This window comes from Lysobacter sp. Soil_C_15, from assembly GCF_057657315.1.
The window spans coordinates 406,233-420,845 of sequence record NZ_JBDGIR010000005.1 but is presented as its reverse complement, the minus strand read 5'-3'; the positions used below and the strand labels follow the sequence as shown (position 1 = coordinate 420,845).

The 14,613-nt window shown below is 71.2% G+C and carries 11 protein-coding genes; all 11 read left to right on the top strand.

Features of this window, described 5'->3' with window-relative positions:
* The first annotated feature begins 178 nt into the window (after positions 1-178).
* The 11 genes from thrA (at position 179) to AC3A57_RS14640 (ending at position 14,485) form a co-directional block, all read left to right on the top strand.
* Positions 179-2,770, top strand: coding sequence for a bifunctional aspartate kinase/homoserine dehydrogenase I (gene thrA / locus AC3A57_RS14690; protein ID WP_487579581.1), 2,592 nt, complete (start codon positions 179-181; stop codon positions 2,768-2,770).
* The gene (locus tag AC3A57_RS14685) at positions 2,767-3,744 is read left to right on the top strand and encodes a homoserine kinase (RefSeq protein WP_487579580.1); all 978 of its coding nucleotides are present in this window, start codon (positions 2,767-2,769) and stop codon (positions 3,742-3,744) included. Before thrA ends, AC3A57_RS14685 begins: the two co-directional genes overlap by 4 nt.
* A 172-nt stretch (positions 3,745-3,916) precedes the next feature.
* Positions 3,917-5,215 (top strand): threonine synthase, encoded by a 1,299-nt coding sequence (gene thrC / locus AC3A57_RS14680; RefSeq protein WP_487579579.1) that lies wholly within the window; start codon positions 3,917-3,919, stop codon positions 5,213-5,215.
* 320 nt (positions 5,216-5,535) lie between these two features.
* Positions 5,536-5,700 (top strand): hypothetical protein, encoded by a 165-nt coding sequence (locus tag AC3A57_RS14675; protein ID WP_487579578.1) that lies wholly within the window; start codon positions 5,536-5,538, stop codon positions 5,698-5,700.
* Between the two features lie 149 nt (positions 5,701-5,849).
* Positions 5,850-7,583, top strand: a complete 1,734-nt coding sequence (gene ilvD / locus AC3A57_RS14670; RefSeq protein WP_487579577.1) for a dihydroxy-acid dehydratase — start codon at positions 5,850-5,852, stop codon at positions 7,581-7,583.
* 54 nt (positions 7,584-7,637) lie between these two features.
* On the top strand, positions 7,638-8,666 hold the full coding sequence (gene ilvC / locus AC3A57_RS14665; RefSeq protein ID WP_487579576.1) for a ketol-acid reductoisomerase: 1,029 nt from the start codon (positions 7,638-7,640) through the stop codon (positions 8,664-8,666).
* Positions 8,666-10,435 (top strand): acetolactate synthase 2 catalytic subunit, encoded by a 1,770-nt coding sequence (gene ilvG / locus AC3A57_RS14660; protein ID WP_487579575.1) that lies wholly within the window; start codon positions 8,666-8,668, stop codon positions 10,433-10,435. The genes ilvC and ilvG overlap by 1 nt, the downstream gene beginning before the upstream one ends.
* On the top strand, positions 10,419-10,655 hold the full coding sequence (locus tag AC3A57_RS14655; protein WP_221671353.1) for an ACT domain-containing protein: 237 nt from the start codon (positions 10,419-10,421) through the stop codon (positions 10,653-10,655). Before ilvG ends, AC3A57_RS14655 begins: the two co-directional genes overlap by 17 nt.
* A gap of 185 nt (positions 10,656-10,840) precedes the next feature.
* The gene (locus AC3A57_RS14650; RefSeq protein ID WP_487579574.1) at positions 10,841-11,701 is read left to right on the top strand and encodes an aminotransferase class IV; all 861 of its coding nucleotides are present in this window, start codon (positions 10,841-10,843) and stop codon (positions 11,699-11,701) included.
* 4 nt (positions 11,702-11,705) lie between these two features.
* Complete coding sequence (locus AC3A57_RS14645; protein WP_487579573.1) at positions 11,706-12,878, top strand: threonine dehydratase; 1,173 nt, start codon at positions 11,706-11,708, stop codon at positions 12,876-12,878.
* On the top strand, positions 12,875-14,485 hold the full coding sequence (locus AC3A57_RS14640) for a 2-isopropylmalate synthase (RefSeq protein WP_487579572.1): 1,611 nt from the start codon (positions 12,875-12,877) through the stop codon (positions 14,483-14,485). The genes AC3A57_RS14645 and AC3A57_RS14640 overlap by 4 nt, the downstream gene beginning before the upstream one ends.
* The last annotated feature ends 128 nt before the right edge of the window (positions 14,486-14,613 follow it).

Below are 14,613 nucleotides of genomic sequence, written 5' to 3'. Positions count from 1 at the left end.
CGCCGGCTCGTCGTCGTGCGCGTCGATGTCGATTACCACCACCGGTACCGGTACCACCTCGCCAGGGGTGCGGACGGGCGTGTCCAGGTAAACCACCACGCCGCTCCGCACCCGACCAGGGTGCGGGCTGGCAGCCTGAACCCGGAACCGGACGCGGAGCTCCACCAGGAGCCTCCCCATGTCGTCCGCCCTCTCCCAAGCCGTACTCGAATCCCCCGCGCTCGATCGCGATGCCGATCCGTCCGCGCCGGGTGCGTCCCTGCCCGATCCTTCCGACCCCGACGCCTGTCTAGCCGGGCCGATCGCCCGCCCCGCGCCGCTGCCGCAGCGCCACGCGCATAAATTCGGCGGCAGCAGCCTGGCCGATGCCGACCGCTACCGGGTCGCGGTCGGCCTGCTCGACGACGGCGCACCGCAGCGGCTGGCGGTGGTTTCGGCGATGCAGGGCGTCACCGACGCCTTGGTCGCCCTGGTCGCGCAAGTCCGCGCCGGCCAGGACTGGGCGCCGGCCTGGGCGGCGCTGCGCAAGCGTCACGTCGACACCGCCGACTCGCTGGACCCGCATCGCCGCCACGGCACCCGCGAGGCGGTCGAAGCCGAATGCGAAGGCCTGCGCCGCCGCCTGGAACAGTTGGCCGCGCACGACGACGCGGCGCTGGCCGCGGCCCTGCCCGGGCTCGGCGAAGTGCTGTCCTCGCATCTGCTGCAGGCCGCGCTCGGCGGCGCGCCGGCGGGGTGGAGCCGACTGGACGCGCGCGAGGTGCTGGTGGTGCACCCGGGCGAAATGGGCGTCGGCGTGGACTGGACGGCCAGCCGCGAGCGCCTGGCGCAGTGGCGCCGCGATCACGACGACCGTCAGGTGGTGATCACCGGCTTCGTCGCCCGCGACGCGCACGGGCGCGACACCACGCTCGGCCGCAACGGCAGCGATTTTTCCGCGGCGATCTTCGCCAACCTGTTCGACGCCGACGCGCTGACCATCTGGACCGACGTCGACGGCGTGCTCTCGGCCGATCCGCGCCTGGTGCCGGATGCGGTCTGCCTGCCGTCGATGTCGTACGCCGAAGCCTGCGAACTGGCCTACTTCGGCGCCAAGGTGCTGCACCCGCAGACCCTGGCGCCGGTGCAGCAGCGCGGCATTCCGCTGCGCATCCGCAACACCCGCAACCCGCAGGCGCCCGGCACCCTGATCAGCCTGCACAGCCAGCCCGATGCGGTGCCGGTGAAAGGCCTGAGCCTGGTCCACGACCTGGCGGTGCTGGAGCTGGTCGGCAACGGCATGGTCGGCGTGCCCGGCACCGCCGAGCGCCTGTTCGGCGCGCTGCGCAGCGCCGGCGTATCGGTGACCATGATTTCGCAGGGCTCGTCCGAACATTCGATCTGCTGCGCGGTGCGCGCCGACCAGGCCGAGCGCGGCCGCGAGGCGATCCTGGCCGCGTTCGCCGAGGCGCTGGCCGACGACCAGGCCCAGGAGGTCACGGTCACGCACGACATCTGCGTGCTGGCCGCGGTCGGCGACGGCATGGTCGGCCTGCCCGGGGTCGCCGCGCAACTGTTCGACGGCCTGGCCAAAGCGCGGGTGAATCTGCGCGCGATCGCCCAGGGCGCCGGCGAGCGCAACATCTCGGTGGCGATCGCCGCGCGCGACGCGACCCGCGCCCTGCGCGCCGCGCATTCGGCGTTCTGGCTGTCGCCGCATTGCATCTCGATCGGCCTGATCGGCCCCGGCAAGGTCGGCCGCGCCCTGCTCGCCCAGCTCGCCGCCGCGCAACCGCGCTTCCAGCGCAATTCGCGCCTGGACCTGCGCCTGCGCGCGCTCGCCGACAGCCGGCGCATGCACCTGGCGCCGCGCGCGCTGGCGTTCGAGGACGGCGCCGCGGCGCTGGCCGACGCGCATGAACCCTTGGACCTGGAGCGTTTCGCCGAACACGTGCGCGCCGAGCACATCCCGCACGCGCTGATCGTCGACTGCAGCGGCAGCGACGCGGTCGCCGCGCACTACCCGCAATGGATCGCCGCCGGCATCCACGTGGTCACGCCGAGCAAACACGCCGGCGCCGGCCCGCTGGAGCGCTACCAGGCGATCCGCGACGCCTCGCGCAACGGCGGCCAGTTCCGCTACGAGGCCACGGTCGGCGCCGGCCTGCCGGTGATCCAGACCTTGCGCTCGCTGCTCGACACCGGCGACGAACTGACCGAAGTCGAGGGCATCCTGTCCGGCACCCTGGCCTGGCTGTTCAACCGCTACGATGGCCGCACCGCGTTCTCCGAACTGGTGCGCGAGGCGCACGCGCTGGGCTATACCGAGCCCGACCCGCGCGACGACCTGTCCGGCACCGACGTCGCGCGCAAGCTGGTGATCCTGGCCCGCGAGGCCGGCCGCGCCCTGTCGCTGGAGCAGATCGAAGTCGAGAGCCTGGTGCCGGAAGCGTTGCGCTCGGTATCGAAGGAAGAGTTCTTCGAACGCCTGCACGAACTCGATGCGCCCTTGCAGCAACGCTTCGACACCGCCCGCGCCGCCGGCCTGAGCCTGCGCTACCTGGCCCGGCTCGGCCGCGACGGCCGCGCCAGCGTCGGCGTGGTTTCGCCGCCGCCCGGGCACGCGGCTTTGCACGGCGCGCTGACCGACAACCTGATCCAGTTCCGCACCCTGCGTTACGCGGATAATCCGCTGGTGGTGCAAGGGCCGGGCGCCGGCCCGGACGTTACCGCCGCCGGCGTGTTCGGCGACCTGCTGACGATCGCGCAAGCCTTGGGAGCCCGTGCATGAGCGCTGCTACGTCTTCATCCGCCGCCGACTCGTCCGCAGCCGCGGCGCGGCAGGCGCGGGCCTTCGCCCCGGCCAGCGTCGGCAACATCGGGGTCGGCTTCGACGTGCTCGGCCATTCCATCGCCGGCCCGCGCGACCTGGCCACGGTGCGGCGGATCGACGAGGCGACGGTGCGGATCCGCGCGATCCGCGGCGAAGTGCCGGGCGCGGACGCGCTGCCGCTGGAGGCGGCGCGCAACACCGCCGGCCAGGCGCTGATTTCGCTGCGCGAAAAGCTCGGCCTGGGCTACGGCTTCGAACTCGAACTCGACAAGGGCATTCCACTGGGCTCCGGCCTCGGCGGTTCGGCCGCGTCCTGCGTCGCCGCCCTGGTCGCCGCCAACGCGCTGCTCGACCAGCCGCTGTCGCGCGAAGCGCTGTACGAATTCGCCCTCGACGGCGAGTCGGTGTCCAGCGGCAGCCGCCACGGCGACAACGTCGCGCCGATGCTGCTCGGCGGCGTGGTCATGGCGACCTCGACCCGGATGATCGCGCTGGAAGTGCCCTCGTTCCTGCATGCGGTGGTGGTGCATCCGGACCAGGTGCTGGAAACCCGGCGCGCGCGCGCCGCGCTCGCCGAGCCGTATCCGCTGGCGCAGGTAGTCAAGCAGAGCGAGCACCTGGCCCTGTTCCTGACCGGCCTGCAACGCGGCGACGCCAGCCTGCTGCGCGAAGGCTTGGTGGACCTGCTGGTGGAGCCGCGCCGCGCGCCGCTGATTCCCGGCTTCGCCCAGGTCAAGGCCGCCGCGCTGGCGCAGGGCGCGCTCGGCGCCAGCATTTCCGGCGCCGGCCCGAGTTGCTTCGCCTGGTTCGTCAACGAGGCCCAGGCGCAGGCCGCGGCGGCGGCGATGCGCGCGGCCTTCGCGGCGGCGGGATTCGATTCGCGCGCCTACGTCGGTCCGGTGGCGGGACCGCGGGCGGAGGTGATCGGGTAGGCAGAGCAAAGCCCCCCCTACCCCCTCGACAAAAGGGGAACAGCAAAGGCAAAGGCAACCGCAAGAGCCTAGGCCCTCACCTATTCGACCTGCTTGTCTTCCCCCTTTAAAAAGGGGCCGAGGCGGATTCGCTCTTCCCGGCAAGCACCCACGCCCCATCACCGGACCCCGCATGAACTTCCTCAGCACCCGCGGCCGCACCGCCCCGACGCACGTCGATGCCGCGCTCGCCGCCGGCCTCGCCCCCGACGGCGGCCTGTATGTTCCCGAACGCATCCCGGCGCTGCCGCAACCGCTCGCCGCCGAGCGGCTGCACCAGACCGCCCATGCCTTGCTCGCGCCCTACTTCGAACAGTCCTCGCTACGCGAACGGCTCGGCGAGATCTGCGCGCAGGCGTTCTCGTTCGACGCGCCGCTGCGCCCGCTCGCCGGCGCCGACGACTGGCTGCTCGAGCTGTTCCACGGCCCGACCGCCGCGTTCAAGGACTACGCCGCGCGTTTCCTCGCCGGCGCCCTGGCCGGCCTGCGCCGCGCCGACGACGCGCCTACCACGATCCTGGTCGCGACCTCGGGCGATACCGGCGCCGCGGTCGCCGCCGCCTTCCATCGCCGGCCAGGTTTCGAAGTGGCGATCCTGTATCCCGACGGCCGGGTCTCGCCGCGCCAGGCCCACGGCCTGGGCTGCTGGGGCGACAACGTGCGCGCGCTGCGCGTGGACGGCGATTTCGACGCCTGCCAGCGCCTGGCCAAGCAGGCCCTGGCCGACGAGGCGTTGCGCGCGCGCCTGCCGTTGAGCTCGGCCAACAGCATCAGCCTGGGCCGGCTGTTGCCGCAGGCCGCCTACTACGCCCATGCCGCCAGCCAGCATTACGCGCAGCGCGGCGAGCCGCTCAACTTCATCGTCCCCACCGGCAATCTCGGCAACGCCTGCGCCGCCTTCGTCGCCCGCCGCATGGGCCTGCCGATCGGCGAGATCGCTCTGGCCACCAACGCCAACGACACCCTGCCGCGCTACTTCGCCGGCGCCGACTACGCCGCCCAGCCGACCCGCGCCACCCTGGCCAACGCGATGGACGTCGGCGCGCCGAGCAATTTCGAACGCCTGCGCCACTGGCATCGCGACGACGCCGAGCTGCGCGCGGCGGTGCGCGCGGTCGGCGTCGACGACGCCACCATCCGCGCCACCATCGCCGCGGCGCCGCAACGGCACGGCGTGGTGCCCTGTCCGCACACCGCGACCGGCCTGCACCTGCTCGAGACCTTGCGCGCGCACGGCGACGAGCGGCCGTGGGCGGTGGTCGCGACCGCCCATCCGGCCAAGTTCGACGGCATCGTCGAGCCGCTGGTCGGGCATGCAGTCGAACCGCCGCCGGCCCTGGCCGAGTCGCTGGCGCGGCCGGCCTCGGCCGAGCCGCTGGCGGCCGACTACGCCGCCTTGCGCGATCGTCTGCTGGCGACCGCCTGGGCCTGAGCGCCCCAGGTGGGCGCCCCAGGGACGGAGGGGGCTAAGCCGGCGGCTTACCCGTCCGTCCCTTTCGCGATGCCTTCGCGATGGCTGCGCCGACTCGGCACAAACGCGCGGTGCGGCTGAACGCGCTGAACGCTCGCGACGCCGCAACGCAAGCACGCAAGCGCCGACTCGTGCCGATCGTAATTTCCTCTTAAAGCACACTAATTCGGATGACCGAGCGCCAACGCGTCCGTTTCGCTGCTGTGACTGCTCGCACGGCCCGCGATGGTTTTCCAAGAAACTATTGACAAGCCGCAAACGGGCGTGTTCTTCTCGTTCGCATGACGCAGCGCAGCACCCGCACGCAGACGACTTCGCTCCAGGCCGCCAAGGCCTCGAACGACGCCGCGCGCGCCGCGCTCAAGCTCGCACCCGCGATCGCCACGATTATTCTCGTCCTCGTACTTATTACCTCGCTTACCAGCGCGGGAGTCGGGTTCGTGTAGCAAAACCACACAACCCAAGGTCGAAAGAACCTCGAACCCCGCGCCCCAAAGGCGCGGGGTTTTTCGTTTTTACGGCCCTGGGTTCCTGCAGCACCGCACGCGGACGTGCGGATTCGCGCCACGGACGCGCAACACAGGAACCGTTGTACGTGAGAAGCAACGCCATCAAGCAAGGCCCGGCCCGAGCCCCGGCGCGCGCGATGCTGCGCGCCACCGGGCTGGACGACGCGGCCATCGCCAGACCGCTGGTCGCCGTGGTCCACACCTGGTCCGACGTGTCGCCGTGCAACATCACCCTGCGCGATCTGGCCCAGCACGTGCGCCGCGGCGTGCACGACGGCGGCGGCACGCCGATCGAGTTCAACACCATCGCCGTCACCGACGGCATCGCCATGGGCAGCGACGGCATGCGCGCCTCGCTGGCCTCGCGCGAAACCATCGCCGACTCGATCGAACTGGCGGTGTCCGGCCATTGCCTGGACGCGATGGTGCTGCTGGTCGGTTGCGACAAGACCATCCCCGCCGCGGCGATGGCCGCCGCACGCCTGGATATCCCGACCGTGATCCTCTACGGCGGCACGATCATGCCCGGCCATTGCCCGTCCAAGCGCGGCACCGGCGAGGACAAGCCGCTGACCGTGCAGGACGTGTTCGAAGCGGTCGGCGCGCATTCGGCCGGGCGCATCGACGACGCCGAACTGCAGCGCATCGAAACCCACGCCTGCCCCGGCGCCGGCGCCTGCGGCGGCCAGTTCACCGCCAACACCATGGCCATGGTGCTGACCTTCCTCGGCCTGTCGCCGCTGGGCCTGAACGATATTCCGGCGATCCACGCCGACAAGCCCGAAGCCGCGCGCGCCTGCGGCGAAATGGTGATGCGACGCCTGCGCGACGGCGGGCCGGGACCGCGCGAACTGCTCTCTCCCCAGGCGCTGCGCAACGCCGCGCGCGCGGTCTCGGCCACCGCCGGCTCCACCAACGCCGCCCTGCATCTGCTGGCGATCGCCCACGAAGCCGGCGTCGCCTTCGACCTGGAAGAGTTCGAAGCCGCCGCGCACACGCCGGTGATCGCCGACCTGAAACCGGGCGGGCGCTACACCGCCGCGGAGATGTTCGAATTCGGCGGTGCGGCACTGGTGGCGCGCGAACTCAAGACGGCCGGTCTGATCGAGGACATTCCCACGGTCACCGGCCGTTCCTTTTTCCAGGAACTGGCCGACGCGGCGATGAGCGAGACCCAGGACGTGGTGCGTCCGGTCGCCGATCCGATCAAGCCGCGCGGCGGCTACTCGATCATCTACGGCAACCTGGCGCCGGACGGCTGCATCCTCAAGCTGGCCGGCCACGGCCGCGAGCATTTCGCCGGCCCGGCGCGGGTGTTCGACTCCGAAGAAGCCGCGTTCGCCGCGGTGCAGGCGCGGCAGATCCGCGCCGGCGACGTGGTGGTGATCCGCTTCGAAGGCCCGACCGGCGGCCCGGGCATGCGCGAGATGCTGGCGGTCACCGCGGCTCTGGTCGGCCAGGGACTGAGCAACGACGTCGCCCTGATCACCGACGGCCGCTTCAGCGGCGCGACCCACGGCTTCATGGTCGGCCACATCTCGCCCGAGGCCGCGCACGGCGGCCCGATCGCGCGGTTGCGCGAGGGCGACATCGTCGGCATCGACGTCAAGACCCGCACCCTCAGCGTCGACGCCGACCTGGCCGCGCGCGAACCGGCGCGGATGGCGCCGCGCGTGACCACCGGCGTGCTGGCCAAGTACGCGCGCCTGGTCGGCTCGGCCTCGCGCGGCGCGGTCACCGCGCCCGGTCCGCTGCAGTCGCCGGCGCCCAGAAGGATCGACGCGGCGCTGATCGACAGCGCCGTTCCCGAACCCGCCTGACGCAACTCGTTCCTCTCCCCTCGCTCTTCTCCACTCACTCCTCCCGAGACCGCTATGACCACCAGCACCGCCTCCAGCCCCAAGATCGCCATCGTCGGCTACGGCAGCCAGGGCCGCGCCCATGCGCTGAACCTGCGCGACTCCGGCTTCGACGTCACCGTAGGCCTGCGCCCGGGCGGCCCGACCGAGCTCAAGGCCAAGGCCGACGGCTTCGCCGTAAAGTCGCCGGCCGAAGCCGTCGCCGGCGCCGAACTCGTCGCCGTGCTGACCCCGGACATGGTGCAGGCGCAGCTCTACCGCGAGGTGATCGAACCCAACATCGCGCAGGGCGCCTGCCTGCTGTTCGCGCACGGCTTCAACGTCCACTACGGCCAGATCGCGCCGCGCGCCGATCTGGACGTGGTCCTGGTCGCGCCCAAGGGTCCGGGCGCGCTGGTGCGCCGCGAGTACGAAATCGGCCGCGGCGTGCCCAGCGTCTACGCCGTGCACCAGGACAAGAGCGGCCGCGCCGAGGAGTTCGCCCTGACCTACTGCGCCGGCATCGGCGGCGCGCGCCAGAACGCGATCAAGACCACCTTCAAGGAAGAGACCGAGACCGATCTGTTCGGCGAGCAGGCGGTACTGTGCGGCGGCGCGACCAAGCTGGTCCAGGCCGGCTGGGAAACCCTGGTCGAAGCCGGCTACCAGCCGGAAGTCGCCTACTACGAATGCCTGCACGAACTGAAGCTGATCGTCGACCTGTTCTACGAAGGCGGCGTGACCCGCATGCACGAGTTCATCAGCGAGACCGCTCAGTACGGCGCGCTGACCCGCGGCCCCTATGTGGTCGATGACAACACCAAGGCGCAGATGCGCAAGGTCCTGGCCGAGATCCAGGACGGCACCTTCGCCAAGCAGTGGATCGCCGAGTACGCCTCCGGCAACGCCAATTACAAGGCGCTCAAGCAGGGCGACCTGGAGCATCCGATCGAAGCGGTCGGCAAGAAGCTGCGCGCCAACATGAAGTGGCTGGACACCGCGCCCAAGGCGCAGCCCGCCGCTCCCGCCGCGACCCGCGGCGAACGACAGGAAGAGGCCGCCTGATGAACGGTGCCCGCTGGCTGGTGCAAGCACTGGCCGCAGAAGGCGTGGACACGCTGTTCGGTTATCCGGGCGGCACCATCATGCCTTTCTACGACGCCCTGCACGGGTCGGACCTCAAGCACGTCCTGGTCCGCCACGAGCAAGGCGCGGCTTTCGCGGCCAACGGCTATGCCCGTGCCAGCGGGCGAGTCGGCGTTTGCGTAGCCACCTCCGGTCCGGGCGCGTCCAACCTGGTCACCGGCATCGCCGACGCGATGCTGGACTCGGTGCCGATGGTCGCCATCACCGGCCAGGTCGCGACCACCCTGATGGGCACCGACGCGTTCCAGGAGCTGGACGTGTTCGGCATGACCCTGCCGATCGTTAAGCACAGCTTCCTGGTGCGCAGCGTCGACGAGCTGCCGCGGATGGTCGCCGAGGCGTTCCGCCTGGCCCGTTCCGGCCGGCCCGGCCCGGTGCTGATCGATCTGCCCAAGGACGTGCAGAACGCCGACGCCTCGCACCTGGCCGCGCACGCGCCGCTGCCGGTCGATCCGACGCCGCACGCGCCGGATGCGGCCTATCACGAGGCCGCGGCGCTGATCGCGCATGCGCGCAAGCCGCTGATCTACGGCGGCGGCGGCATCGCCCTGGCCGAGGCCACGGCCTCGTTCCGCGCCTTCGTCGAAGGCAGCCAGATTCCGGCGGTGCTGACCCTGAAAGGCCTGGGCGCGCTGCCGGCCGAGCACGCGCTGAATCTGGGCATGCTGGGCATGCACGGCAACCGCGCCGCCAATCTGTCGGTGCAGGAATGCGATCTGCTGATCGTGGTCGGGGCGCGCTTCGACGACCGCGCCACCGGCAAGCTGGCCGAGTTCGCGCCCAATGCGCGGGTCGTGCACATGGACCTGGACGCCTGCGAGATCGGCAAGCTGCGCTACGCCGACGCCGCGGTGCAGGGCGACCTGCGCCGCTCGCTGGACGCACTGACCCCGCCGGTCACCGCTCAGCTGCAGGGCCGCAACGGCGGCGCCCGCCGCGCCTGGCGCGACACCTGCGTGCAGCGCAAGCGCGATTGCGCGCCGCGCTACGACGCGCCCGGCGAAACCGTGTACGCGCCGGCCCTGCTGCGGCGCCTGTCGCAACTGGCGCCCGAGGCGGTGGTCGCCTGCGATGTCGGCCAGCACCAGATGTGGGTCGCCCAGCATTGGCGCTTCGACGATCCGCGCAAGCACCTGACCAGCGGCGGCTTGGGCGCTATGGGCTTCGGCGTGCCGGCGGCGATGGGCGCGCAGTTGGCCCATGCCGACGGAGGCGAGGCGGATGCGCGGGTGATCTGCGTCAGCGGCGACGGCTCGTTCCTGATGAACGTGCAGGAACTGGCCACCATCGCCCGCTACCGCCTGCCGGTGAAGATCGTGCTGCTCGACAACCAGGCCCTGGGCATGGTGCGGCAGTGGCAGGAGCTGTTCTTCGAACGCCGCTACTCCGAGATCGACCTGTCCGACAACCCGGACTTCTGCGCCCTGGCCGCCGCGTTCGGAGTCAAGGCGATGTATCTCGACCGCGCCGATTCGGTCGACGAAGCCCTGGCCTACATGCTGGAAACCCCGGGTCCGGTGCTGCTGCACGTCGCCATCGACCAGGCCGCCAACGTCTGGCCGCTGGTGCCGCCGAACCACAACAACGCACAGATGCTCGACCCCGAAGCCGGCGACGCCGACGCGATCGTCAGCCTGACCCCCGCCACTCCCAACGCGAAGGAGGATGCCCATGCGATACCAGCTTGATTTGACCCTGCGCCAGGCCGAAGGCGCGCTGGCTCGCGTACTGGGCGCCGCCGAACGCCGCGGCTTCCGTCCCCTGTCGGTGGACGGCGAAGCGCAACCCGACGGCGATCGCTGGCACCTGCGCATGACGGTGGAGGGCGAACGCGCCGACACCGCGCTGCAGACCCAGCTCGCCAAGCTCTACGACTGTCTTGCCGTTGAGGTTTCCCCATGCACCTGACCGCCGAAACCCTGGAACGCCCGGCCGCCGCCGAGAACCAATCGCCGGCGCAAGCCGCGGCCGCGGTGCGCGAGCGCGCATATGCGCCGGCGCGCAGCGAGGCTGCGCGCGCTGAAGTCGAGCCCTCGAGCGGGGCTCACGGTTCGAAGTCCCGCGCTCGCAGCGAAGTCCCGACTTCCCAGCGAATGCCGCTCATTTGGTTCGACGGCCAGTTCATCCCCGGCGATGCGCCGGAAGCGCCGCTGACCACCCACGCCATGCACTACGGCACCGCGGTGTTCGAGGGCATCCGCAGCTACGCCACCGCCGACGGCGGCGCGGCGGTGTTCCGCCTGCCCGAGCACATGGAGCGCATGCGCAAGGGCGCCGACATGTTCGGCATCGACTTCGACGTCGAGCGCGCCAGCCAGGCCACCCTGGCCACCCTGCGCGCCAACGGCCACCGCGACGCCTACATCCGCCCGCTGACCTGGATGGGCACCGGCAGCATCGGCCTGGACGTCGATCCGCTGACCCAGCACCTGATGATCGCGACCCTGCCCAAGCTGGTGCACCTGGGCGGCGCGGGCACCCGCCTGACGGTGTCGCCGTGGAAGCGCAACCCGGCCACTTCGCTGCCGGCGCTGAAGCTCAGCGGCGCCTACGTCAATTCGATCCTGGCCAAGCGCGAAGCCAAGCAGCGCGGCTTCGACGAGGCCTTGTTCACCGACGACAAGGGCTATGTGGTCGAGTGCACCGGCGCCAACGTGTTCATGGTCAAGAACGGCATGGTCACCTCGGTCGAGCATCGCGACGCCCTGCCCGGCATCACCCGCGACACCATGATCGAGCTGTCCGGCGCGCAATCGCGCGAAGTCACCCTGCACGAGCTGCTCGACGCCGACGAAGTCTTCGTCTGCGGCACCGCCGCCGAGGCGACCGCGATCTGCGTGCTGGACCGGCGCGAGTTCGGCGACAACCCGGTCACGCGCGAGCTGGCCGCCCTGTACGCACGCGTCGTGCGCGGCCAAGAGCCGCGCTACGCCGCCTGGCTGACCGCGGTCTGAGGCCATGGACTGCGACGTAGCCAGCCTGGCCACGCTCAACGCCGCCGACCTGCTGGCGGCGCAGGTGCGGCTGCGCCGGTACCTGGAACCGACGCCTTTGCACCACGCCGAGCGCTTCGGCTGCTGGCTGAAGCTGGAGAACCTGCAGCGCACCGGTTCCTACAAGGTGCGCGGCGCGCTCAACGCGCTGCTGGCCGGGCGCGAACGCGGCGATCAGCGCCCGGTGATCGCCGCCTCGGCCGGCAACCATGCCCAAGGCCTGGCCTGGGCCGCGTATCGCCTGGGCGTCAATGCGATTACGGTGATGCCGAGCTGCGCGCCGCAGACCAAGGTCGCCGGCGTCGCCCATTGGGGCGCGACGGTGCGCCTGCACGGCGACAGCTACGACGAGGCCAAGGCCTTCGCCCAGGAGTTGGCCGAACAGCACGGCTACCGTTTGCTGTCGGCCTTCGACGATCCGGACGTGATCGCCGGCCAGGGCACGGTCGGCCTGGAGCTGGCCGGGCTCCTGCCCGACGTGGTGCTGGTGCCGATCGGCGGCGGCGGCCTGGCCGCCGGCGTGGCGATGGCGCTGAAGTCGCAACTGCTCGCGGCCGGCGCCGCCGGACGCAAGGTGCGGGTGATCGGCGCCCAGGTCGAAGGCGTGGATTCGATGGCGCGCGCCCTGCGCGGCGACCGCCGACTGGTCGAACCGGCCGCGACCCTGGCCGACGGCGTGCGGGTCAAGGACCCCGGCCGGCTGACCGAGCGCGTGCTGGCCGAACTGCTCGACGACGTGGTGATCGTGCGCGAGGCCGAACTGCGCGAAACCCTGGTCCGGCTGGCGCTGGAGGAACACATCATCGCCGAGGGCGCCGGCGCACTGGCCCTGGCGGCCGGGCGCCGCATCGTCGGCAAGCGCAAATGCGCGGTGGTGTCGGGCGGCAATCTGGATGCCGGGGTGCTGGCGCAGTTGTTGTCGGAGGTGCGGCCGCGGCCGCCGCGGCGACCGCGCCGGCGCAACCGCGAGGGCCTCGGTCGCGAGGCTGCAACCGTCGAGGCGGACATTTACAAGCTCGCCAATCTCGATCCCGCGATGCGACTTAGTCGGGGCCGCAGCGGCCCCGACTCCCGCCCCACCGACCATGCCCCGACTTCCAACCCGCGTTACGCCGTATTAGAGGACCGATTCCCATGAACGACACGTCAGGACCGGTAGTACCGACCGACGCGCCGCAGCAACAGGTCACCATTTTCGACACCAGCCTGCGCGACGGCGAACAGTCGCCGGGCTGCAGCATGACCGCCAGCCAGAAACTGCGCTTCGCCCACGCCCTGTCCGAGCTCGGCGTCGACGTGATCGAGGCCGGCTTCCCCGCCAGTTCCGAGGCCGACCTGGAAGGCACCCGGGCGATCGTGCGCGAAGTGCGCGGTTCGACCCTGGCCACCCTGGCCCGCTGCCACCCCGGCGACATCGAAGCCTGCGCGCGCGCCCTGGAAGGCGCGGCCAAGCCGCGCATCCACGTGTTCATCTCCACCAGCCCGCTGCATCGCCAGCACAAGCTCAACCTGGACAAGCAGCAGGTGACCGAGCGCGCGATCGCCGCGGTCGAGCAGGCGCGCCGCTATGTCGACGACGTCGAATTCTCCTGCGAGGACGCGCTGCGCACCGAGCACGATTACCTGGTCGAAATCTGCAGCGCCGCGGTCGCCGCCGGCGCGCGCACCCTGAACATTCCCGACACCGTCGGCTACACCACCCCGAGCGAGATCCGCGCCCTGTTCGAGTACCTGCGCGCCAACGTGCGCGGCGCCGACCAGGCGGTGTTCAGCGCCCACTGCCACAACGACCTGGGACTGGCCGTGGCCAACAGCCTGGCGGCGATCGAAGGCGGCGCGCGCCAGGTCGAGTGCACCATCAACGGCATCGGCGAGCGCGCCGGCAACTGCGCGCTGGAAGAGCTGGTGATGGCGCTGCGGGTGCGCAACGCCTACTACAACGTCGGCACCCGGATCGACACCCGTCGCCTGGTGCCGACCTCGCGCCTGCTGTCGCGCATCACCGGCATGGTGGTCCAGCGCAACAAGGCCATCGTCGGCCAGAACGCGTTCGCGCACGAATCGGGCATCCACCAGCACGGCATGCTCAAGCACCGCGGCACCTACGAGATCATGCATCCGGAAACCGTCGGCTGGGCGCAATCGCAGATGGTCATGGGCCGGCACAGCGGCCGCGCCGCGCTGAGCGACCGCCTGCAGGCATTGGGCTTCAGCCTGGACGAGGCGCGTTTGAACGCGGTGTTCGCCAGCTTCAAGGCCCTGGCCGAAAAGAAGCGCGAAGTGTTCGACGCCGATCTGGAAGCGCTGGTGCTCGGCGCCGACGCCAAGGCGGCGCGCGGCTACCGGCTGGTGCGCGCCCACGTCAGCACCGGCGTCGCCGACGGCAGTCTGCCGACCGCGAGCGTGCAACTGGTCGAGCCCGACGGCGCCACGATCAGCGAGGCCGCGGTCGGCGACGGTCCGGTGCACGCCTTGTTCGCCGCCCTGGCCCGCGCCACCGGCATCGCCCTGCGCATCGACAGCTACAACGTCTCCAGCGTGACCACCGGCGACGACGCCCAGGGCCAGGCCAGCGTGACGGCGCGCGTGGACGGGGTCGAGCTGACCGGCTCGGGCACCAGCACCGACATCATCGAGGCCAGCGCGCTGGCCTGGCTGGAGTTGGCCAACCGGGTGGTGCGCACGCGCCAGCAGCCGCAGCCGCAGCCGCAAGCGCAGCCGCACAAGGTCGCCGCCACCGCATGACCTGAGCCCCTTTCCCGCTCGCGGGAGAGGGGTTGGGGTGAGGCCAGGCATGCCTCGCTCACCCTCATCCGGCCCTTCGGGCCACCTTCTCCCGCAAGCGGGAGATGGGAAACCGAAGATCGAATCAC

Coding starts and splice junctions, on each gene's coding strand:
- thrA (WP_487579581.1), top strand. CDS start 179: ATGTCGTCCGCCCTCTCCCAAGCCGTACTCGAATCCCCCGCGCTCGAT.
- ilvG (WP_487579575.1), top strand. CDS start 8,666: ATGAACGGTGCCCGCTGGCTGGTGCAAGCACTGGCCGCAGAAGGCGTG.
- AC3A57_RS14650 (WP_487579574.1), top strand. CDS start 10,841: ATGCCGCTCATTTGGTTCGACGGCCAGTTCATCCCCGGCGATGCGCCG.
- thrC (WP_487579579.1), top strand. CDS start 3,917: ATGAACTTCCTCAGCACCCGCGGCCGCACCGCCCCGACGCACGTCGAT.
- AC3A57_RS14640 (WP_487579572.1), top strand. CDS start 12,875: ATGAACGACACGTCAGGACCGGTAGTACCGACCGACGCGCCGCAGCAA.
- AC3A57_RS14655 (WP_221671353.1), top strand. CDS start 10,419: ATGCGATACCAGCTTGATTTGACCCTGCGCCAGGCCGAAGGCGCGCTG.
- ilvC (WP_487579576.1), top strand. CDS start 7,638: ATGACCACCAGCACCGCCTCCAGCCCCAAGATCGCCATCGTCGGCTAC.
- AC3A57_RS14645 (WP_487579573.1), top strand. CDS start 11,706: ATGGACTGCGACGTAGCCAGCCTGGCCACGCTCAACGCCGCCGACCTG.
- AC3A57_RS14685 (WP_487579580.1), top strand. CDS start 2,767: ATGAGCGCTGCTACGTCTTCATCCGCCGCCGACTCGTCCGCAGCCGCG.
- AC3A57_RS14675 (WP_487579578.1), top strand. CDS start 5,536: ATGACGCAGCGCAGCACCCGCACGCAGACGACTTCGCTCCAGGCCGCC.